The organism is Microbacterium sp. GQ128 (genome assembly GCF_059758615.1).
The window spans coordinates 992,759-1,014,413 of record NZ_JCAXDY010000001.1; the positions used below are offsets into that span (position 1 = coordinate 992,759).

General features: G+C 68.0%; 18 protein-coding genes and 1 pseudogene. 8 read left to right on the forward strand and 11 right to left on the reverse strand.

The annotated features are described in order from the left end of the window. Positions 1-22: 22 nt before the first annotated feature. From AC6CHX_RS04820 to manA, 4 genes are all read right to left on the reverse strand, one after another. Positions 23-1,405 (reverse strand): DUF5719 family protein, encoded by a 1,383-nt coding sequence (locus AC6CHX_RS04820; RefSeq protein ID WP_498271823.1) that lies wholly within the window; start codon positions 1,403-1,405, stop codon positions 23-25. Continuing rightward, positions 1,402-4,443, reverse strand: coding sequence for a glycosyltransferase (locus AC6CHX_RS04825; protein ID WP_498271824.1), 3,042 nt, complete (start codon positions 4,441-4,443; stop codon positions 1,402-1,404). The genes AC6CHX_RS04820 and AC6CHX_RS04825 overlap by 4 nt, the downstream gene beginning before the upstream one ends. A 106-nt stretch (positions 4,444-4,549) precedes the next feature. Next, entirely contained in the window at positions 4,550-4,870 is a 321-nt protein-coding gene (locus AC6CHX_RS04830) for a WhiB family transcriptional regulator (RefSeq protein ID WP_136043639.1), read from the reverse strand. A 162-nt stretch (positions 4,871-5,032) separates the two neighbouring features. After that, positions 5,033-6,163, reverse strand: a complete 1,131-nt coding sequence (manA, locus tag AC6CHX_RS04835; RefSeq protein WP_498271825.1) for a mannose-6-phosphate isomerase, class I — start codon at positions 6,161-6,163, stop codon at positions 5,033-5,035. A gap of 68 nt (positions 6,164-6,231) precedes the next feature. Here manA and AC6CHX_RS04840 point away from each other — a divergent pair, with 68 nt between their 5' ends. Then, on the forward strand, positions 6,232-7,647 hold the full coding sequence (locus AC6CHX_RS04840; protein WP_498271826.1) for an O-antigen ligase family protein: 1,416 nt from the start codon (positions 6,232-6,234) through the stop codon (positions 7,645-7,647). After that, entirely contained in the window at positions 7,644-8,942 is a 1,299-nt protein-coding gene (locus AC6CHX_RS04845) for an O-antigen ligase family protein (protein WP_498271827.1), read from the forward strand. Before AC6CHX_RS04840 ends, AC6CHX_RS04845 begins: the two co-directional genes overlap by 4 nt. A 21-nt stretch (positions 8,943-8,963) precedes the next feature. On the opposite strand, the gene galE is transcribed toward AC6CHX_RS04845, so the two are convergent. Beyond that, positions 8,964-9,953 carry a UDP-glucose 4-epimerase GalE gene (gene galE / locus AC6CHX_RS04850; protein ID WP_498271828.1) on the reverse strand — a complete coding sequence of 330 codons (990 nt, stop codon included), beginning with the start codon at positions 9,951-9,953 and terminating at the stop codon, positions 8,964-8,966. 148 nt (positions 9,954-10,101) lie between these two features. On the opposite strand from galE, the gene AC6CHX_RS04855 reads away from it, so the two are divergent. The 3 genes from AC6CHX_RS04855 to AC6CHX_RS04865 are packed head-to-tail and all read left to right on the forward strand — an operon-like array spanning position 10,102 to position 13,579. Further along, the gene (locus AC6CHX_RS04855) at positions 10,102-12,012 is read left to right on the forward strand and encodes a glycosyltransferase (protein WP_498271829.1); all 1,911 of its coding nucleotides are present in this window, start codon (positions 10,102-10,104) and stop codon (positions 12,010-12,012) included. Continuing rightward, positions 12,009-12,971 carry a glycosyltransferase gene (locus AC6CHX_RS04860; RefSeq protein ID WP_498271830.1) on the forward strand — a complete coding sequence of 321 codons (963 nt, stop codon included), beginning with the start codon at positions 12,009-12,011 and terminating at the stop codon, positions 12,969-12,971. The genes AC6CHX_RS04855 and AC6CHX_RS04860 overlap by 4 nt, the downstream gene beginning before the upstream one ends. Positions 12,972-12,973: 2 nt before the next feature. Continuing rightward, the gene (locus AC6CHX_RS04865) at positions 12,974-13,579 is read left to right on the forward strand and encodes a hypothetical protein (RefSeq protein ID WP_498271831.1); all 606 of its coding nucleotides are present in this window, start codon (positions 12,974-12,976) and stop codon (positions 13,577-13,579) included. 34 nt (positions 13,580-13,613) lie between these two features. On the opposite strand, the gene AC6CHX_RS04870 is transcribed toward AC6CHX_RS04865, so the two are convergent. From AC6CHX_RS04870 to glf, 3 genes are read right to left on the reverse strand one after another with little or no spacing between them, the layout of a single operon-like run. Then, positions 13,614-14,348, reverse strand: a complete 735-nt coding sequence (locus tag AC6CHX_RS04870; protein WP_136043631.1) for an ABC transporter ATP-binding protein — start codon at positions 14,346-14,348, stop codon at positions 13,614-13,616. After that, complete coding sequence (locus AC6CHX_RS04875) at positions 14,348-15,166, reverse strand: ABC transporter permease (protein WP_498271832.1); 819 nt, start codon at positions 15,164-15,166, stop codon at positions 14,348-14,350. Before AC6CHX_RS04875 ends, AC6CHX_RS04870 begins: the two co-directional genes overlap by 1 nt. Before the next feature lie 10 nt (positions 15,167-15,176). Further along, complete coding sequence (glf, locus tag AC6CHX_RS04880) at positions 15,177-16,313, reverse strand: UDP-galactopyranose mutase (protein WP_498271833.1); 1,137 nt, start codon at positions 16,311-16,313, stop codon at positions 15,177-15,179. 63 nt (positions 16,314-16,376) lie between these two features. On the opposite strand from glf, the gene AC6CHX_RS04885 reads away from it, so the two are divergent. From AC6CHX_RS04885 to AC6CHX_RS04895, 3 genes are all read left to right on the forward strand, one after another. Further along, a complete protein-coding gene (locus AC6CHX_RS04885) occupies positions 16,377-16,805 on the forward strand; it encodes a GtrA family protein (protein WP_498271834.1) in 429 nt (142 codons plus the stop codon). Continuing rightward, positions 16,798-17,769, forward strand: a complete 972-nt coding sequence (locus tag AC6CHX_RS04890; protein WP_498271835.1) for a glycosyltransferase family 2 protein — start codon at positions 16,798-16,800, stop codon at positions 17,767-17,769. The genes AC6CHX_RS04885 and AC6CHX_RS04890 overlap by 8 nt, the downstream gene beginning before the upstream one ends. 107 nt (positions 17,770-17,876) lie before the next feature. Further along, complete coding sequence (locus AC6CHX_RS04895; protein ID WP_498271836.1) at positions 17,877-19,010, forward strand: glycosyltransferase family protein; 1,134 nt, start codon at positions 17,877-17,879, stop codon at positions 19,008-19,010. A gap of 21 nt (positions 19,011-19,031) precedes the next feature. On the opposite strand, the pseudogene AC6CHX_RS04900 reads toward AC6CHX_RS04895, so the two are convergent. The 3 genes and pseudogenes from AC6CHX_RS04900 to AC6CHX_RS04910 form a co-directional block, all read right to left on the reverse strand. After that, positions 19,032-19,391: pseudogene (locus tag AC6CHX_RS04900) on the reverse strand (SGNH hydrolase domain-containing protein); the annotation flags it as partial. A gap of 80 nt (positions 19,392-19,471) precedes the next feature. After that, positions 19,472-20,317 (reverse strand): acyltransferase family protein, encoded by an 846-nt coding sequence (locus AC6CHX_RS04905; RefSeq protein WP_498271837.1) that lies wholly within the window; start codon positions 20,315-20,317, stop codon positions 19,472-19,474. 26 nt (positions 20,318-20,343) lie between these two features. After that, positions 20,344-21,648 carry a nucleotide sugar dehydrogenase gene (locus tag AC6CHX_RS04910; RefSeq protein ID WP_498271838.1) on the reverse strand — a complete coding sequence of 435 codons (1,305 nt, stop codon included), beginning with the start codon at positions 21,646-21,648 and terminating at the stop codon, positions 20,344-20,346. Positions 21,649-21,655 lie beyond the last annotated feature (7 nt).

Genomic DNA, 21,655 nt, shown 5'->3' on the forward strand with positions numbered 1-21,655 from the left:
CCCCGCCCATCCGCAGGATCGATCAGGGGTAGACGGTGATGGCCTTCTCGACGCCGGCGCTCGCCTGCACCGGCAGCACCGCGAGTGCGCCCGAAGCGGTGAGCGCGACAGCCGCGTGCACCGCGCCCGTCGACTGCATCCGATAGGTCGTCCCGGTCTCCACATCGACCCCGACCGTCGCACCTGCGGCGACGACGACATCCTCGGATGTGCCCCCGTCGAGCGGCTCGATCGTCACCGTGGTGTCCTCCTCCGACGAGTTCGCCAACTGGAGTCGGCCCGGCGGACCCGACGGTACCGCGAACACCACCTCGCCGTCGATAGACGGTGCCGGCGTGACCCATGCGAAGTCCGCATCACGCCCGAAGCCGTCCTGCTGTCGCAGCGCGGCCAGGACAGGAGCGTCCGCCTCCACCTCGACGGTGTAGCGACCGGGTTCGAGACCGCTGAGCGCGACCTGCGCCGGGAGATCGGGCTCGAGCGGAACCGTGAACTCGTCGGTGGCCGAGCCGGACCCCTCCGCGACGACCCGGACCTGCACGCGCGCGTCCGCGCCGGGTGAGAGCAGCCGCAGCACCGCCATCTCATCGTCGTCGCCGTCGGAGCCGAAGACCTCCACGCCGGTGAGCACCAGCTTCTGCTGCGCGCCGGGCACCGCGTCCTGCAGGTCCAGGCCCGCGGGATCGAGCACCTGCGTGAGCGACGACTGCAGCACCGCACGGACCGGTGCCCCGGTCGCGTCGACGCGCACGACGGGCGCCGTGTCGCCGGCAGCGATCGAGGTGAGCGGCAGCGCAGTCTGCGTGCGCGCGGGCACGATGACCGTGCGTGCGCTTCTGGTCTCGCCGTAGACCGTCAGCGTCACGGTCGAGGGGACCTCGGCGGCATTGGTCAGGATCACGATGTCCTCGGTACCCGTGGCGGTGCTCCCGCCGACGAGCCAGGAGTTCAGCCGGGGGACTCCGCAGGGGGTAGCCGCGAACCCGGAGAGGTCCTCCGTCGTGAGAGCGATCGACTCGGCGGCGGCGATCAGCGGCGCCGAGCGTCCTTCGACGGCGCCCGTGAGCACGCGCACCTCGCCAGCGTCCGGAAGATCCTGCACCGCCAGAGCGGCAGAGGACGGCTCACCCGACGTGCCGCCTGCGGTGAGGGTCGGCGACCCCGCAGAGCTCAGCGCCAGCGGGTCCATGGCATCGCGACCGAGCGCGCGCAGGTCGCCGTTGCACACCAGGACGCTGTCTCCGGGGAGTGGCGTGACGTCGACGTGGGCGGCATCATGCCGGATGACCGGCCACGGTGCATGCACTGCGGCGACGACGCCGACGACGCAGGCCGCGATCACGGCGACCCCGGTGGCGAGGCGAGCGCCCGTCGCGGCGACCTTGAATGCGCGCGAACCGCTCATCGGTCCCTCTCCCCTGTCGTGTCGGGTCTCTCGTCGTCGACGTCTGTCGGCGCGTCGACCGGACCGGACGGCTCAGCCGGCTCAGCCGGCTCCTCGACCGGCTCGGACTCGGCGATCGGCACCAGCGTCTCGTCGGTCAGAGCGGCCTCGTCCTGCGGCTCCTCGATCGCGCCGACCGGAGTCTGCTCCTCGAGCGGAGACCGGTCCTCCGCGTGCCGGGGCAGGATCATCGGCTCATCGGGAGCGCGTCCGACGATGCGCGACTGGGCTCGTGCCGCGCGCCGCGAGGCGCGGGTCGGGATCGACAGCAGCAGCGCCACGAAGACCGCCAGCAGCTGGATCGTCAACACGAGCCGAGCGCTTCCCTCCTGAGCGGAGGTCAGGGTCGGCGGCGCAGCGACCTCGGCTTCCAGACGCCAGAGAACCCCGCGATCGCTCTCCCCCGCATGCACCAGGCCGGCACGCTGATCGATCGAGGCGATGGCCGCCGCGCGGAGGGTGCGGGCCTTGTCTCCTTCGTCTCCGGGCAGCTCGGCGAGCAGCACGTAACTGATCCCCTTCGCCGCCAGCTCGCCCGGGGCGTCGAAATCGCGGGCGGAGAGGAGATCGACGGCGAGCGTCGCGACGTCGTCCCCCTGCGGCTCCACGGCGGTCGAGACCATCGTCGTCTGGGATCCGAGCGTCTCGCTCGCTCCCCAGACCACCTCGACCGCGAGTCCTCCGTCGTTCTGCGGCGTCATCACGAGCGTCGCGAGCGGACGGTCCCCGGCCGCCTGCGCGGCGACATAGGCAGGCAGAGTCGATTCGGGGCCGTTCGTCAGGACGGACCGCTGTGCGTGGAAGGCAGTGAGCGCCGGCACGGCGCAGATCCCCAGCGCAACTCCTGCAGCGACCGCGGAGAGGACCCGGAGCCTCGGAAGCGTGATGGCGGTGTCGAGCGTGACGAGCGCCGCACCCACCACCCCGACCCAGGCCAGGCTGAGCCCCGCCCCCGGCCAGATCGCCACGCCCGCACCCTGGGCGAAGCTCACCGTGATGCCGACAGCGAAGAACGCCGTCGCGAGACCGGCCAGAGCGACGACGAGCAGTGTGATCCCCGCGCGCCACCGAGGGGCGACGGCCGCCCCGAGGGCGAGCAGAGCCATCGGCGCACACAGCAGCGGCACCCACGCGGCGATCGGTGCGGGCACGAGCGACGCCCAGCCGGCGAGATCCGTGGTGGGGAATCCGGTCGCGAGCGCCAGCCGGCCTGCGGCGTCGGCGGCCGCCTGCGGGCCCGCCCACACGAGACCGGGGTCTCCCAGGAGCGCCAATGGCGTCCCGTGTGCGAACTGCCAGAAGACGAGAGGGGCGAAGAGCGCCGCCGTCGGCACGAGCAGCCAGAGCAGACGGCCGACGCCACGGAACTGCCCGGTGCCCAGGACGATGCCCACTGCCACGACCCACAGCAGCGCGAGCGCCGGTGCCAGTGACGGAGCACAGGCGACCACGGCGGCGAGCAGGAGGGAGGCGCTTCCGGCCGCGCCCCAGGATCGGTGCGCCACCACAGCGGAATGGAAGAGCCACGGCAGCAGGAGGTGCACCAGCACCGCGCTCGGGCGGCCGTCGACGAGCGCGGTCAGGAAGGTGGGGGCCAGCGCCCAGGCGACGCCCGCGAAAATGCGCAGCCCCGCCCGATCGGTCACCCGCGTCGCCGCGAACCACCCGCCGAGCACCGCGAGCGGAAGCGCGAGAATCCACAGCAGCACCATCGCGAACGACGGCCCCGCCGGCCACAGCGAGCCCAGCACTGCCACAACGGCCGCGAAGGGGTCAGCAGGGCCGACGAGGCCGATCCCCGTCCCCCGCGCGCCCCACGCCGCATCGCTCCAGAGCGCCGAGATCGTCTGACGCAGCGGCAGAAGCGCGCCGCCGCCGAGCGCCGGCCACGCGAGCAGAGTCGTGAAGGAGGCGATGCTCACGACGAGCGCCGCGAGCACGGCCCAGGCGCCGCCGCCGGAGAAGAAACGCAGTTCGCTGACGGCGCCGCCTTCGCTGCCGTGCCCGTCATCGAGGCGCCGCCGCAGATCGGACGACGTCACCCGCAACGGTGCGATGCTCGCCCAGGTGGATGAGCGGAAGGCGCGGATGCGCGACCGGGACCGCGCGACAGCGCCGACCCGCAGCATCGCGGTGAGGGCGGCCCCCCACTCGGGGAGAACCGCTTCCGGCCGCTTTCCGACCAGGTGCGTGATGGAGCGCCACAGCGCGAGCGGGAGCAGACTGAGCCAGTGCAGCGGCACGGCGGCCGCCGGAGCGTATGCCAGTCGCCGGTGCAGTTGTGCCAGCCGGGTGACGTAGGCGCGTCGGGATCGACCGGAGGGCAGCGCGGCCGGACCGTCGGGCGCTGCGGATATCCGCGCACTCGGCGAGAGCACGAGCCGCCCCCCGCCGAGGCGCGCGCGGACGCCGAGGTCGAGCCCCTCGTCGGCGCCGGCGAGCGCCGGGTCGGGCCGCAGCGCGTCGCGGACCTCGCCGCGGATGAGGATGCCGCGCACGTCGGAGCCGAGCGCGTCGTCGATGCGATCGTGCTGTCCCTGGTCGAGTTCCCCTGCCGCGAGTTCGACCGATCGTCCGAAGGTCGTCATGCTGACTCCGAGCGAGACGATCTCCCGATCGTTGTCGGTCGCGACGATTTTGGGAGCGACGATCGCCGCGGACGGCGACCGCTCCAGCGTGCCGCGGAGACGCTCGAGTGCCCGCGGATGCGGAGCCGTGTCCTGTGCGAGCAGCCAGATCGCCGAGCCCTCGCTCTCGCGTGGGCGTGCGAGCTCGATCGCCTCAGCGAACGACGTCGTCGCGCGGGCTTCGATGATCCCCTCGACGACGGCTCCGACGGCTTCACTCTCGCGCAGGGTGGAAGCATCTCCGCACATGACGAGCGTCACGGCCTCTGCGGGTGAAGTCTGGGAGCGCACGGCGTCGAGAGTGCGGAGGAGTTGCGCGCGGGATGAGGATCCGGGGCGCGCGACGATGATGGCGTGAACTCGGGCTGGCATGACGTCGTCAGCCTATGCGCGTCGGGACCGGCCCTGGAGCAGTGGATGCGGCGCGCCTGCGAAGCGATGCGCCGACGACCTCAGCGCGCGTGACCGCCTCGGCAGATCAGCTGGCGCGGCGCTTGAGCTTGCGGCGCTCGCGCTCGGAGAGTCCGCCCCAGATGCCGAACCGCTCATCGTTGTTGAGCGCGTACTCGAGGCATTCGCTGCGGACGTCGCAGGTGGTGCAGATCCGCTTGGCGTCTCTGGTCGATCCGCCCTTCTCCGGGAAGAAGGCCTCGGGATCCGTCTGCGAGCAGAGCGCATCCGCCTGCCAGGCGAGGGCGTTGTCGTCATCGGCGGCGTCCGTGCGCCGCACCCCGGGAACACCGAGGTTGATCGGATCGACGAACCAGTTCTCCGGTACGTCGGAACGGTATCCCGTCATCTCGATCTCCAACCCTGTCTCCGCCCCCCGGCGGGCCGTGCGCATGACTAATTACACCCGTGTCATTCGCTCGGGTCAAGTCGCGGATCGTAAACCCTCAAGCGACTCTTGAAGGTTCATGACGATCCTTCGGCGTGTCGCGGCGTGGTGGACGCGACACGCTCAGAACCCCGGGCCCGCCACGAACGCCTCACCCTCGCCGGACAGGGTGAGCGTGCGCTCGTCGCCGCCGGCGAACGCCACGGTTCCCACGGGGACCTGCACTTCCGCTCCGGACGAGGAGCTGACCGTGATGGTCCCGGCGGTCGCGAGCACCATCGTCGGCCCCGAGATCTCCACCGTGACCGGAGCACCATCCACTGCGATCCTGCTGAGCGCGAAGTCGGAGACGGGAACCGGGTACGCCGTGACCGCGTCTGCACCCTCCGGCCGCAGCACCGGCACCTCACCGGGCGTCGGGTCGAGAATCGCGAGCAGTTCGGGGACGTCGATGCGCTTGGGAGTCAGTCCGCCGCGGAGCACGTTGTCACTCGCCGCCATGATCTCGACGCCGAGGCCTGCGAGGTAGGCATGCAGAAGCCCGGCGCGCAGGAACACGCCCTCCCCCCGTCGCAGCACGACGTGGTTCATGAGCAGCGCCACGACGACGCCGGGGTCCCCCGGGTATGTCGCTGCGACCCCCGCGATCGCCCGCAGCGTCGCGCCCCACTTCCCCGTGTCGGTGCTCTCCGCTGCGCGCACCACCGCGGCGACGATCTCGTCGACCTCGTGCTGGGCGTCACCGCCGAGCAGCCAGCCGATGGTGTCCCGCAGCGCATCGGCTCCGCCCCCAAGCCGCACGCGGAGCTGCGCGACGCCGTCGTTGTCCTCCAGCAGGTCCAGCAGCTCGAGCGTGTCCGCCACCGGACGCAGGCCGCTGAGCGATTCGAATCGCTCGCTGAGCGCCACGATGAGCTCGGGCTTGTGGTTGTCGTCGCGGTAGTTGCGCCGCGGATCGTCCGCGGCGAGCGCGCTCTCCTTCGCCCATCCCTCGCGCGCCTGCGCGATGGTCGGGTGCACCTGGATCGAGAGGGGCCTCCCCGCGGCGAGCAGCTTCAGCAGATACGGGAGTCTGCCGCCGGTGATCTGATCGAGGGTGCCGCCGCCCGCGACGTCTGCGGGGTCGCCGGGGTGATCCCCGAACCACACCTCTGCTTCGGGAGCACCGGTCGGCGTGCGCCCTTCGAGTCCGGCGAGGAGGGAGTCGGATCCCCAGGCGTAGTCGCGGGGTGCGTTCGTGAGGCTCAGCAGCATGCCACCAGCGTAGAGCCGCGCTGCGGCGTTCAGGCACGTGCCGAGCGCGGCGCGGTAGCCTGAACGCGATGGCCCAGTACACCAAGCACCCGGTGACAGCCCCGCCCACGGCGCCGGAGCGCGAGTCGACGGGGCACCTTCTGCTGCGCGGCTACGTGATCCTCGTTCTCATCGTGACCTTCGCGCACACCGCGGTGTACAACCTGGTCGGCATGGAGGGCGCCGCGGTCACCCTCGTCCTCTTCACTCTCGCGACGCTCGGCATCGGCGTCCCGATGCTCGCGCGCAACCGCCCGCAGCCGTTCCGCTGGCGCCGCCTGCCGTGGACGGCGATGGGATACACCACCCTGGCCCTCGTCTCGGTCGCGTGGTCCCAATGGCGAGGACCGACCCTGATCACCTGGGTACTCCTGGCCGCCGTCACCGTGAACGGTCTGTTCATCGCCCATGTGCTCACCTGGCACGAGATCATCCGGGCGCTGTCCTCCGCCTTCAAGTGGATCCTCGGGTTGTCGCTGGCGATCGAGCTGTGGGTCTCCCTCGTCCTGCACGGGCCGCTGCTGCCGAACTTCGCGACGCTGCCGGAGGGCGAGATCGACCCCCAGTGGTACTGGGTCAGAGACAACCTGTTCGACGGCGGGAGGATCCAGGGGATCGTCGGCAACGCGAACCTCCTGGCGATCATCTCCCTGTTCGCGATCATCACCTTCGGCGTGCTGTTCGCCGCTCGCGCGCGCTGGCGCACCACACTGGCTCTGTGGATGCTGCTCGCGGCGTACTTCCTGCTGCGCACGTCGTCGGTGACCGCGCTCGCGTGCGCGGCTGCCGCCGCACTGGTGCTCCTGGTCGCCCTGCTGATGCGCCGTGCCCGCACTCCGGGGGCACGCACGCGCATCTATGTGACGGCGATCGGCGGCACGGCGCTGGCCGCCGCCGCGGTCTGGCTGCTGCGCGAGCCGCTGCTCGGCCTCGTCGGGCGCAGCTCCGACCTCACCGGGCGCTCCGACCTGATCTGGGCGAAGGTGCTCGAGCGGGTGCGAGAGCACCCCCTCTTCGGCAACGGGTTCTCCAGTCCCTGGATCCCGACGGACCCGGCGTTCGACCACTGGATCGTCGACCACGGCATCACCGTGTTCCACGCGCACAACATGTGGCTCGACGTGCTGTTCCAGCTCGGCGTGCTGGGCGTGATCCTGATGGGGATCGCGTACCTGAGCCTGCTGTGGCGCTCCTGGTTCTTCGCCGTCGACCGACCCCGGTGGGATCTCCACGCCAAGCGACCGTTCTCCCCGCTGACCCTGCTGCCGAGCCTGTTCACCGTGGTGCTGCTGGTGCAGGGATTCTCGGAGTCCACGCCGATCATGCTCTGGGGCTGGATGCTCCTGGTGCTCCTGTCCTTCAAGCTGAAGTCGGTGCCCCTGGTCGGCGTCGGGGAACGGGATCTGGTCTTCGAACGCGGCACGCGGCAACGGCGGGTGCCGTGACGTCGGCCCGCCCGCTGGTCCGACTGCTCGGTTCGGTGGAGCTCGCTCGAGCCTTCGCCCTCGCTGCGCTCACCGCCATCTTCGGCTCGTACGCGATCGGACGGATGACCTCGGCGGTCACTCTGGCCACCATCATCGCGGTGCTGTGCGTCCTGGGCGCCGCGATCCTCTGGGTGCGACGCGACGAGCTCTCGCCGTTGCGGATCGCTCCCTCATCGCTGTTCGCCTTCCTCGGTTGGGCACTGGTGAGCATGGTCTGGACCACGGATCGCTCGGATACGTTCTTCGGGTGGATGTCGCTGTTCGGCTATGCGTTCCTCGCGATCACGATCGGCCACATCCGCGACACGCTGCAGACCGTGCGAGCCATCGGCGACACCCTGCGCGTGCTCCTGGCCGTCTCACTCGGGGTGGAGATCCTCTCCGGGGTGCTGCTCGACCTGCCGTTCACCTTCCTCTCGATCCAGGGCAACCTCGCCGCCGGCGGCCCGGTGCAGGGCTTGTTCGGCAGCCGCAACATGCTCGGGTTCGTCGCCGTGATCGCCCTGATCACTTTCGTGATCGAGTGGCGGACGCAGTCTGTGAACTCTCCCCTCGCCGTGGTGTCGATCGGTCTCGCGGGGTCGCTCGCCTTCCTCTCTGCCTCCCCCACGGTGCTCGTGCTCGCCGTCGCCGTGGGAATCGTCACGCTCGCCCTCACTATCGTGCGGCACACGTCGCCGGCGCGACGCAATCTGGTCCAGTGGATCCTCGGGATCCTGGTCGCGCTCGCACTCACGATCGCGTTCGCACTGCGCCATCAGATCATCGCGCTGCTCGACGCCGGCTCGGACTTCTCGATGCGTGCGTCGCTCTGGAACACGATCCTCGACTTCGTCGCCGTCAAACCGATCCAGGGGTGGGGCTGGTTCGGCGACTGGGCACGCGGCGAGTACCCGTTCACGTACATCAACTTCCAGCTCGAGGACCATCACCAGAGCGCGTTGAACGCGTTCTTCGACGTGCTGCTCCAACTCGGGGCCGCGGGGCTCGTGCTCTTCCTCCTCCTCGGCGGCGTCGCGCTGATCCGCTCCTGGCTGGTCGCGAGCGTGCGACGCTCGGTCGTCTATGCGTGGACGCCGATCATCCTGGTCACGCTGGCCGTGGACTCGATGTTCGAGAGCTTCACCCTGGTGGGCGCCGGGTGGTTCATGCTCGTGCTGTGCGCGTTGCGCGCCGGGCAGTCGCGCTCCTGGCGGGAGAACATCGACGCCGCCCACACGGGCACGATCCCGACGCTGCGCTCCGAGGTGTGACCAGCCGGAGGACCCCGGCGGTCAGAGCGTGGCGCGCAGCTTCTCCGCCCAGGCGATCGCGTCGCGGACCCCGTCGTCGACCGAGCGTTGTGCGCGCCACTGCAGGACCGCTGCCGCGCGGTCCACGATCGCGAACGCACCGGCCTGATCCCCGGGGCGGCGGTCGGTCTCCGTCACCGGAAGCGGTTCGCCCGTCACCCGCTCGAACGCCGCGACGAGCTCGCGCACGGTCACGCCGTCTCCTGTACCGAGGTTGATCACCTGATACGGGCCGTCGGGCGTGGCGACCTCGTCGAACTTCTGCACGGCTGCGACATGCGCGAGAGCGAGGTCCCAGACGTGGATGTAGTCGCGGAGACCGGAGCCGTCACGCGTCGTCCAGTCCGTTCCCGTGATCGTGAAGGGCTCCCCGGTCGCGCGCGCCTGCATGATCTTCCCCAGCGCGTGCGAGGGTGTCGGATTCTGCAGACCGGTGCGCAGTCGCGGGTCTGCGCCGATCGGGTTGAAGTAGCGGAGCGCGATCGCACGGAAGTCGCCCGCCGTCGCGGCGTCGTCGAGGATCTGCTCGACCATAGCCTTCGTCTTGGCGTACGGACTCGACGGTGCGAGCCTGCCGCCCTCGTCCACGCCGTCGCCCGTCTCACCCGCGTAGACGGATGCCGAAGAGCTGAACACGATGCGCGGGATCCCGGCGTCGCGCAGGCGCTGGAGCAACGCGATCGTCTTGCCCACGTTGGCGTCGTAGTACCCGAGGGGGTCGGCGACCGACTCCGGAACCACGATGCGGGCAGCGCAGTGGATCACCGCGTCGATGTCGGGGTGATCCGCGAGCAGCGCATCCACCGTGGACCCGTCGGCGATGTCGCCGACATACAGGTTGCGGCCTTCACCGAAGGACCGGAGCCCCGTGGAGAGGTCGTCGAGGATGACGACCTCGATCCCGGCTTCGATGCACGCCGTCGCGACGGTTGAGCCAATGTAGCCGGCGCCGCCGGTGATCAGTACCTTCATCGCGGTCAGTCTACCCAGCGCGTCCGAGGGGGCTCGGGGCGACTCTCCGCAGATGCGAAGGTCATCGACGGTAGGCTACTCACTGCTCGTCGAGTCCCGCACTGTCCTCTGACAGTGGCCTGCGGCACCAACATCGGAGAACCTCCCAGTGGCCCACGTCCTTCAGAACGTCGTCTTCCCACTTGATCGCGACCCCGACCTCCTTCCGCTCTACGCCGACCCGGAGACCTGGTCCGTGATCGAGGACGAACCCGTCCGCGTCTCGAATCGCGCCCACCTCGGGAACATCCTCGGTCGGCATCGCGCCCGCATCGTGGCCGGGCGGCGCGTGTCGATGGGGACGTACTTCAACGCCTTCCCCGCGTCCTACTGGCAGCACTGGACGAGCGTCCGACAGGTGCAACTCACAGTGCGCACCACCGGGCCGGCGACGATCCTGGTGTACCGCTCCAACGGATCTGGCGTCCGCCAGCGAGTCGCCACGCGTGAGGTGACGGGCGAGGCGACGACGTCTTTCGATCTCGAGCTCACGCAGTACAGCGACGGCGGCTGGATCTGGTTCGACATCGTCGCCGATGAGAAGCCGGCCGTGCTCGAGGGTGCGGAGTGGACGACAGAGCAGGAACCGACGCGCACCGGCAAGGCCTCGCTCGGCATCACCACCTACAACAAGCCGGACTACTGTGTGGAGACTCTTCGCGCACTGGCGGCGTCGCCGGATGCGCTGGAGTTCGTGGATCGTATCTTCCTGATCGATCAGGGGACCCAGCTCGTCGCGGATCAGGAGGGCTACGACGACGTCGCAGCGACCCTCGGCGAGACGCTCCAGGTGATCCGTCAGGACAACCTCGGTGGGTCCGGAGGGTTCGCCCGGGCCATGCACGAGACGCTTCAGCGCCCCGACAGCGACTTCGTGCAGCTGCTCGACGATGATGTGCGCCTCGAACCGGAGTCCCTGCGTCGCTCGATCGTCTTCGGCCAGTACGCGACCACCCCGGTACTGGTCGGCGGGCACATGTTCGACCTGCTCGACCGCCCGAAGCTCCACGGCTGGGCCGAGGTCGTGGACGATCACCCCTTCATGTGGCGCAACCTCTACCAGGAGAAGATGCCGCACGACTTCGGCGTCTCGAACCTGCGGCAGTCCACGCTCCTGCACATGCGGATGGATGCCGACTACAACGGCTGGTGGATGTGCCTCATCCCTCTCGACGCGATCCGCAAGGTGGGGCTGTCGCTTCCCGCTTTCATCAAGTGGGACGATGCCGAATTCTGTCTCCGTGCGGGTGAGGCGGGCTTCCCGACGGTGTCGATGCCCGGCGTCGCGCTCTGGCACATCTCGTGGGTCAACAAGGACGACTCGATCGACTGGCAGGCGTATTTCCATGCCCGAAACCGCATCGTGGCCGGACTCCTGCACTCGAACGCGCCGAGGGGCGGCCGGCTGCTCGTCCACAGTCGCCGCGTCGACCTCAAGCACCTCATGATGATGCAGTACTACCCCGTGGCACTGCGTGCGCAGGCCCTGCGCGACATCCTGTCCGGGCCCGAGCACATGCGCCGCAACCTCGCGACAGCCATGCCAGCCGCGCGTTCCCTCGCGGCCGACTTCCCGGAGACGATCGTGCACCGCGACCCGTCCGCCGTGCTGCATTCGCGACGTGGCCGCCAGGTGTACAAGCAGCTCCCGAAGAACGACCTGGACAGCCCGAAGGGGCTCCGGCTGCGGTTGTTCACCCTCTCCACGCTGACCTCGCACTTCCTGCACCGTCCGGCCCCGGCGAACATCGCGCAGCCAGAGGTTGAATTCGGTAAGGAGGATGCGCACTGGTGGCGTGTCCCGGCGTTCGACAGCGCGCTGGTGAGCGCCGCCGACGGCTCCGGGAAGAACATCTACACGCGTGATCGCGCGAAGTACCGACGGATGCTTCGAGACACGGTACGGCTGCACGCGGAACTCCGCCGGCGCTGGCCGGAGTTGCAGAAGCAGTACCGCGAGGCGCTGCCCGATCTCGTCTCCACCCAGTCCTGGCAGCAGATCTTCGAGGAGAAGGCATGACCGCGGCGCCCGCTGCATTCGACCCCGCGTCCGCGACGATCGTCATCGTCACCTTCAACCGCTCGCACCTGCTCTCGGGTCTGCTCACGAGCATCACCGCGATGGACCCCAAACCCGGCCACGTCGTGATCATCGACAACGCCTCGGCGGACGACACCACCGACGTCGTCGAGTCGTTCCGCGAGGACATCGGCACCGAGATCGTGTACCGGCGACTCGAGAAGAACACCGGCGGCTCCGGCGGCTTCAGCGAGGGCATGCGCACCGCGTACGAGCTCGGCTCCGAGTGGATCTGGATGATGGACGACGACGTCGAGGTCCTCACCGAGGGGCTCGCGAAGATGGGCGCCTGGAGCAGCAGGTTCAAGAGCATCCAGGGTCGCCGCTTCGACTACGACGGCAGCGAGTTCTACTGGCAGTACCGCATCGCCGAGCGCATGGGCATCCCCATTCCCTTCGCTCCGTCCGGCTTCGATGAGACGGGCTACAAAGAGATGAACAGCGGCTGCTTCGAGGGCATGTTCATCCATCGCTCGATCGTGCAGCAGATCGGCCTGCCCGACCCGCGGTTCTTCATCTACTGGGACGACCAGATGTACGGCTGGCTGGCCTCGCGCCTGACGACCGCCGTGATCGTGGACGAATTCGTGCTGCGCCGCACGCGTGAGATCAAGCAGTGGGACATGGGCATCCGCCACATGAACGCGTCGAGCAACGCGTATCGCTACTACATCATGCGCAACCGCGGATTCATCAAGCAGTACTACCAGGTCCACGGCGTCTACAACCCGGTGCTCTTCGGCCTCGGCACCGCGGCGACCTTCTTCAAAGAACTCATCAGGCTCGTGTTCGTCGAGAGGACCGTGCGCGGCACGAGCAACCTCTTCCGCGGCATCCGCGACGGCGGCAAGGCCGGTCGTGACCGCAGCTGGCAGCCGATGCCGCCACTGGAGGGGTGACGATGGACGAAACGCAGCCGGAGCTGCGCTGGGCACCTCTGCCTCCGCAGCCGAAGCGGACCGGACGGGTGTGGCTCATCGTCGGTCTCTCGGTGGTCGCCCTCGTGGCGGTGGGCCTGCTGCTCTTCTTCCTCCTGCCGCGGGGCGACTCTCCCACCCCGTCCGAGTCCGCATCACCGACACCGACGGCGACCGCGACTCCCACGTCGACGCCGACACCCACGCCGACGCCGACGGCCACCACCGCTCCGGAGCCGGAGCCGACCCCGGCCCTCACGCCTCCCCCCGCGACCGACCCCACCGTCGAGGTGTTCCGCGGTCAGGTGAGCGGGTGGCTGAACTCGGCACCGCGCGGGCTCGACATCATCGCGGGTGCGAGCGGGCAGGATGCCCTCCCCGTCGTCGACACGCTGCAGCAGGACGCGCAGCGGCTGTCGGACGCCCAGGCGCCCTCCTCCATCGCCTCGAAGTGGTACGACGGCGTGACGGACTACGCACAGCGTCTCACGCAGCTCCGTACGGCGATCACGAACGATTCCGGTGTCGCCGCGGCCGTCGATGCCGCACGGAAATCGGTCAACGCGCTGCGGAGCCTGGTCGGGCTCTGAGCGACACCTCCGTCAGCTCGTCGAGTGCTGGCCGCTACACCGCGTAGTCAGCGTTGTAGCGGTCGAGCACCTCGGCGATCGGCGCATCGAGCGCGAGCTCGCCCTTGTCGAGGTAGAGCCCGCGGGTGCAGAACCGCCGGAGGTCGCGCTCGTTGTGGCTGACGAAGAACAGCGTCCGCCCCTCGGCGAGCAGTTCGTCGATGCGCTTGTAGCACTTGTCGCGGAAGGCCTTGTCGCCGACGGCGAGCACCTCGTCGACCAGCAGGATCGGCTCATCGAGCTGAGAAACGACGGCGAACGCGAGCCGGACCTTCATCCCGTTCGAGAGGTGCTTGTAGGGCGTGTCCTCGAACCCGGCGAGCTCGGCGAACTCGATGATGCCGTCGTAGCGGCGCGAGACCTCCTCACGCGACATCCCGTGAAGCCCCGAGGTCAAGCGCACGTTCTCACGCACCGTGAGGTCTCCCACGAAGCCGCCGGTGATCTCGATCAGGGGGGCGACTCCCCCGTTCACCGTGACCGTGCCCTCGTCGGGGAGCAGCACCTTGGCGACCAACCGGAGAAGCGTGGACTTTCCCTGCCCGTTGCGTCCGACGACCCCGATCGACTCGCCCGGCTGCACCGAGAACGACACGTTCCGCAGCGCCCAGAACTCGCCGGGACGCGACCGCCGCGAAGCACCAGCGAAAAGGTCCTTGAAGCTGCGGCTGCCCCGCCTGTTCCGACGGAAATGGACGCCGAGATTCTGCACTTCGATCGCCGAGGACATCACAGCTCCTTCAGCACTGGTCGTTCCAGACTGCGGAAGGTCCAGATGCCGAGCGCCAGGATCAGCAGACTCATCAAGACGCTGATCGTCAGCGTGAACGGGTTCCACTGGTCGGGGAAGAAGGGCATCCGGTAGAGCATGAAGATGCCCGCGAGCGGATTGAACGCGCCGAGCGTCTGGAAGATGCCGGGGAGATCGGTCACGTTGTAGATGATCGGCGTCGCATAGAACATCGCGCGCAGGATCAGCGCGGTCGTGCGCTCCAGGTCGACGAAGAGCACGCACAGGGGCGCCACCAGGAGCCCCAGCCCGACCAGCAGGATCGTCTGCAGGAGCACGGCCACCGGCATCCAGAGGATTCCCCAGCCGACGTGCACCGTCTGATTCGGATCGAGCTCCACGACGAGGTTCACGATGATGAACAGCACGAGAACCGGCAACGAGAACAGGTACTCGACGCCCTTGCTGAGCACGATCCGGTTCACCCAGATCGACCGCGGGATCGAGGTCGATCTCACGAGACGAGCATCCTTTTTGAACGCCCGGGTGAAGTCGGACACGGAGGCGTTGAACCACACCCATGGGAGCAGCGCACTGATCAGGAAGATGATGTATGGCTCTTCACCGACATCGCGCTGGAAGATCTGCGTGAAGACGAACCAGTAGATCGCGCTCATCACGAGCGGATCCAGCACCGACCAGAGGTAGCCGAGGAAGCTGGTCGAATAGCGGACCTTCAGGTCGCGGGCCGACAGCAGCCACAGCGAATGCAGATAGCGCCGGGGCGTCCCGGGCGCCCCGACAGCAGCGTGACTCACGATGTCGAGTCTAGGAGAGAGAGTTGTTCCAGAGCGACAGCGCCGAGCCGATGGCCATGTGCATGTCGAGGTACTGGTACGTGCCGAGTCGGCCGCCGAAATGGACGCCCTTCTCCCCCTTGGCGAGCTCGCGGTAGGCCAGCAGGCCTTCGCGGTCGGCCGGGGTGTTCACCGGGTAGTACGGCTCATCCTCCCGCTCGGCGAAACGCGAGAACTCGCGCATGATCACCGTCTTGTCCTGCTCGTAGACATCCTTGCGCTCCGGGTGGAAGTGCTTGAACTCGTGGATGCGGGTGTACGGCACATCCATGTCCGGGTAGTTCATGACGCTCGTGCCCTGGAAGTCGCCCACGTTCAGCACTTCCTGCTCGAAGTCGAGCGTGCGCCAGCTGAGCGCGCCTTCGGTGTACTCGAAGTAGCGGTCGACCGGTCCGGTGTAGACGACCGGGAGCTGGCCGACGGTCGCCTTCTTGCTGAGCGGCTGCGCATCGTCGAAGTAGTCCACGCCGAGCTTGACCTCGATGTTCGGGTGGTCCGCCATCCGCTCCAGCCACGCCGTGTAGCCGTCGATGGGAAGGCCCTCCCAGGTGTCGTTGAAGTAGCGGTTGTCGTACGTGTAGCGCACGGGGAGGCGGCTGATGATGTCGCCGGAGAGCTTCTGCGGGTCCGTCTGCCACTGCTTCGCGGTGTAGTCGCGGAAGAAGGCCTCGAAGAGGGGGCGCCCGACGAGGGCGATGCCCTTCTCCTCGAAGTTCGCGGCCGTCTTGGCATCGAACTCGCCCGCCTGCTCCTTGACCAGCGCCCGTGCCTGGTCGGGGGTGTAGGCCGACTGGAAGAACTGGTTGATCGTGCCGAGGTTCACCGGCATCGGGAAGACCGTGCCCTTGTGCGTCGTGTACACGCGGTGGACGTAGTTCGTGAAGCTGGTGAAGCGGTTGACGTACTCCCACACCGTCGCGTTCGACGTGTGGAAGAGGTGCGCACCGTAGCGGTGGACCTCGATACCCGTCTCGGGCTCGGCCTCGCTGTAGGCGTTGCCGCCGATGTGAGGGCGGCGGTCGATGACGGTTACCTTGCGGCCGGCTTCGGCGGCGCGCTCAGCGATGGTGAGGCCGAAGAAACCCGACCCGACGACGAGAAGATCCATGTACTCCATCGTATCGGCGCGCGCCTGTGCGAACCTGCGGGCTCGGTCTGAGAGAATGGCAGTATGCCGAAGACTGCCCGCGATCTGGCGCGCCTCGCCTGGAATAGCAGCGCTGTCCGGTATCTCGTCGTCGGTGGATTCTGCTTCCTGGTGGACGTCGGGCTTCTCTGGCTGGCGCACGACATGCTCGGCGTGCCGCTCGCGATCGCGACTCCCCTCGCCTTCCTCGCCTCCTTCGCCGTGACGTACACACTTCAGCGGATGGTCGCGTTCGCATCGGACTCCAAGGTCGTGCCGAGCGTCGCCAGATACACCGCTCTCGTCGTCTTCAACACGATCGCGACGACCGGCATCGTCTGGCTCGTCGACCAGAGCGGGGCCGGCTGGTTCGCCGGGAAGGTCGTCGCCGTCGTGGCGACGACGGTGTGGAACTACTTCGCCTATCGTTACTGGGTGTTCGTCACCCCCTCGACCCGGAGTTCCGATGTATAAGAATGCGACCATCGCGGCGGTCGTGCCTGCGTACAAGGAAGAGAAGATGATCGCCACGGTCATCAGGACGATGCCCGAGTACGTCGATCACATCGTCATCGTCGACGATTGCAGCCCCGATGCGACCAGCCAGGTGGTGAGCGACGTCGGTGATCCGAGAGTCACGCTCATCCGCCATGAGGAGAACCAGGGCGTGGGCGGCGCGATCATCACCGCCCACTGTGCGGCGATGAAGCTCGGTGCCGACGTCAACGTCGTGATGGCGGGCGATGCGCAGATGGATCCCGCCTACCTGCCGGCGCTTCTGGACAGAGTGACGGACGGGGGTTTCGGGTTCGCCAAGGCCAACCGCTTCTACTCCCCCGAGTCGTTCCGAGGCATGCCGGGGCACCGGGTCTTCGGGAACATCGTGCTCTCGTTCTTCACGAAGCTGGCATCGGGCTACTGGAACCTCTTCGACCCGCAGAACGGCTACACCGCCATCCGGACAGAGGTCCTCGAGCGGGTGCCGCTGGATCGCGTGGCGAAGCGATACAGCTTCGAGAATGATCTCCTCATCCACCTGAACATCCTGCAGGTGCCGGCGACAGACGTTCCGATCCCTGCGGTTTACGGCGATGAAGTCTCCAGCATACGGCTGAGCAAGGTGATCCCGGAGCTCCTCAATCGTCTGACGGTCGGATACTGGTCACGAATCTGGTACCGCTACGTCCTCTGGTCGTTCTCCCCCATCGCGCTGCTGCTCTTCATGGGGCTGCTGCTGTTCGTGATCGGTGTCGGTATCAGCATCTGGGTGATCTTCCAGATCGCCGGTTCCGTCGTCGCCACCGCCGCCACCGTCATGCTCGCCGCGCTCCCACTGATGATCGGTACACAGATGCTCATCAGCGCCCTGCAACTCGACATCCAGGCGACGCCCTCGACACCGACCTACTCCCCGTTCAGCACGCCCCCACCGGACTGACAACGATCGGCGCGTCTCCGAGCCGCCGCACGACAACGAACGAGAACCGTCACATGAGCTCTTCCTCCCCCTCTGCCCCATCGCGTCTTCGAGGCGCACGCACCTGGGTGGGCACACGCAGCGGCGACATCCTCACATGGCTCATCGTGCTCGGCAGCTTCGCCGTCGGCTACGTCGCCTACGTGCGCAGGCTCCCGTTCTTCTACCCGGACTCCCGGTACTACCTCGCCATGGCGTATTGGTTCGGGGGCGAGTCGCAGGAATCCGCACGTGACCTCACCATCGACTTCGCCGATGCGTACCGAGTGCCCGTCCCGGACGTCGATCAGCTGTTCGGATGGGGCCTGGTGCAGCCGCGCGTCGTGCTCCCTGCTCTCGCCGCGCTCCCGGTTCGTCTCTTCGGCCCGTTCGGCCTTGCAGGGACGGTGCTGCTCATCACCTTGGTGATGACGGTCGTGTTCGCCCAGATCCTCCGTCGTCGTTTCGGCAACGGGGTCGCCGTCACCGTGATGATCCTCGTCAACGCGAGCTATCAGCTCATGATGTTCAACGGGGGCATGCTCACCGAGTCGCTCTCGGCTTTGTGGACAGCGCTCACCCTCGTCGCCACGTGGGCGTGGTTCCGCAAGCGGAGCTCATGGATGCTTGTGATCGTGGCACTCACGGTGGTCGGCTCGGCATTCACCCGGCAGGCGACGTTCATCGTGGCCGGTGCGTTCGTGATGGCGTGGCTTCTCGGATCGCTGTTCGGACGACGATGGAGCGAATGGGGGTGGCCGGCTCTCGTCGTCGCCGGCACGGCGATCGGATGCCAGCTCCTGCAGACGGTCCTCTTCCCGTCGTTCTCGCAGCTCGACCAGTTCCTCAAGAAGGCCGAAGCCGACTCCATCGGCGAGGCGATCCTCGCGGTTCCTCGCATGACCCTGCGGATTCTCTCGGGCGACCTCCGGACGTTCTTGGAACGTGATCTCACGCTGCTGCTGCTGATCATTCTCGCGCTCGTCGGCATGGTGCTGTTCTTCCGGCGCCCGGAAGCTCACCTGCTGCTCGGCGCGATCCTCGGGACGGCGCTGTACAACATCACCAACGGCACACCGACACAATTCCGCTACGCGGTGCCCGGCCTCATCTTCTTCGTCCTGTCCGCCGCGCTCACGTTGCGCGCAGCGTCACGCCAGACGGAAAGCGTCACCGAACCGGCATCCGCTCCGACTCGGTCCCCGCAGTCCCGGCCGGAATAGGACGCGCGTCCGGCCGGTGTGTCAGCGCGAGTCGATCCCCATCGCCCGAGCAAGAGGTGGCGCAAGCCGACGGACGTAGTCGAGATTGAGGTGGTCGGCGTCGTAGTACACGACCACGCCGCCGATCACGGCGTAACAGTTGTCGGCGTCGCAGAAGCATGGATCGGCATCGAAGGCGCGGATCCCGGGGGAATTCGCCTGTGCGGCGTCGAGGTACGGGTCACGGGGCTGCGCCTCCCCCCGTGACGCTGCACACGCCAGCGGATCGCCGGCGTTCACCAGGACGCAATCGGGAGAGCGCACCTCTCCGTTGAACGGAACGCCGCCGAGAGCCGCTACTGTGACGCCTGCATCCGCCCACGCGGTCCACGTCCGCTCGAGGCCGCGGTGAACTGCATGCCCTGGGGTCGCCCCGTCCCGTCATCGACGAGCTGGACCCGCCCTGCGGACCAGGTGAGAACTTAGTCGGGCTTCTGCTGTACGACGGCCTCGCGGACTGCTGTGGACCATGCCCGGCAACGCTCCTGATCCGCTGCCGGCGCCGGTTCACGGAAGCCGATGAACGGCGCGTCGATGACCGGACATCCGCTGCCGAAACTCGCCAGCACTGACCAGTGCTTCTGCCTCGCGAGATCGAATACCGCGCCCTTCCACTGCTCGGCGTGCGAATCGCCGACGAGCCACACTGTGGTGGGGTGCGCCTCGCCCACACTGAAATCGCACTCCACAGTGGCGGTCCGACTACCGAACGGCAGCAGATCCGGGCGGGCGACGCACGAAGGCACATGGAAGTAGGAGCTCCTCGACCCCATCACCGTCTCGGAGGCGGGAGCGTACCGGTTCGGACACTCCTCCGGCGACGACATCGCCTGCGGTCCGACACACTCCTCGATTGTCACGGAGACAGGCGGCACGTCGGCCGCCTCACGGAGATTCCCCGTCACCATGAGCGCACCGCCGGCGAGCATCACCGCCCCCATGCCTGCCAGCATCGCCACGAAGGTGCGCCGATTCGACGCCGCGAGCAGCGACCAGCGCTGTCCTGGACGCTCCACGAACCGGTACGTTAGCCAGGCGAGCACCAGTGCGACAGACAGGATCCCCGCTTTCATCACCGTGGGCAGCGTGGTGCCGACGGCGAACGGCATCAGGACGATGAGCGGCCAGTGCCACAGATAAAGCGAGTAGGAGACGTCGCCCAGCCACTGCACCGGACGCAATGACGTCAGCGGCGAATGCCAGAGCCACGGCGTGGCGGTGCCCGCCGCGATGACGGCTGCCGTGCCGAGTACGGGGACGAGAGCCAAGCCCCCGGGAAACAATCTGTGTCAGTTCAGACCCCGGTGTTCGCCGCGCCGACGACGATTCGCGGGGTGCCAGCCCAACGCGCAGGATCCGTCGCCGCACGACCGTCCACGATGAGCTTGATTCCCGGCAACTGCGCCGGAGAGAGCTCCTGGTAGTCGGCATGGTCCGTCTGCAGGATAGCCAGGTCGACCTCGCCGCCGATCGCGTACGGTTCGAACCCGAGTCCGCGCAGCTCCTCGTCAGAGTACAGCGGGTCGTGCACGACGACCTCAGCCCCTCGATCCTTGAGTGCCTTGACCGTCGGGAAGACACCGGAGAACGCTGTCTCCTTCACGCCACCGCGGTAGGCAGCGCCGAGGACGACGGCGCGCTGACCGTTCAGATCGCCGAGGATGCCCTCTGCCTGCGCGACCAGACGCTCCGGCATCGAGGCGTTGAGCTGGCGCGCGACGCGGACGATGTCGGCGCTGGGATCGGTCGACAGATACAGACGCGGGTAGACGGGGATGCAGTGCCCGCCGACGGCGATGCCGGGTCGGTGGATGTGGCTGTAGGGCTGGGAGTTGCAGGCCTCGATCACCTTGTAGACGTCGATGCCGTGCGATGCGGCAAACAGGCCGAACTGGTTCGCGAGGCCGATGTTGACGTCACGGTAAGTGGTCTCTGCGAGCTTCGCCATCTCGGAGGCCTCCGTGGTCCCCAGGTCCCACACGCCGTTCGGGCGGGGAAGGTCGGGGCGCTCGTCGAACTGCAGGACGGCTTCGTAGAATTCGCGGGCACGACGGTTGCCCTCGTCGGAGAGCGCGCCGATCAGCTTCGGGTACTTGCGCAGGTCGGCGAAGACCCGGCCGGTGAGCACGCGCTCCGGGGAGTATGCGACGTGGAAGTCGGTGCCCTCGGTGAGGCCGGAACCGGCTTCTAGCATGGGGGTGAAGCGCTCGCGCGTGGTGCCGACGGGGAGTGTGGTCTCGTACGAGACGAGGGTGCCGGGCGTGAGGTGCTCGGCGAGCGACCGGGTCGCGGCGTCCATGTACTTGAAGTCGGGTTCCCACGTCTCGTCGTTCACGAAGACGGGGGCGACGAGCACGACAGCGTCTGCACCGGGGATGGCGTCCGCGTAGTCGGTCGTCGCGCGCAGCCGTCCTGAGGGGACGAGCTCGGCGAGCTTCTCCTGGAGGTGCGCCTCACCGGGGAACGGCTCGAGGCCTGCGTTGATCGTGTCGACGGCCCTCTGGTTCACGTCGACGCCGACGACTTCATGACCGGAATCGGCGAACTGGACGGCGAGGGGAAGCCCGATCTTTCCGAGGGCGACGACAGCAATGCGCATGGTTTCC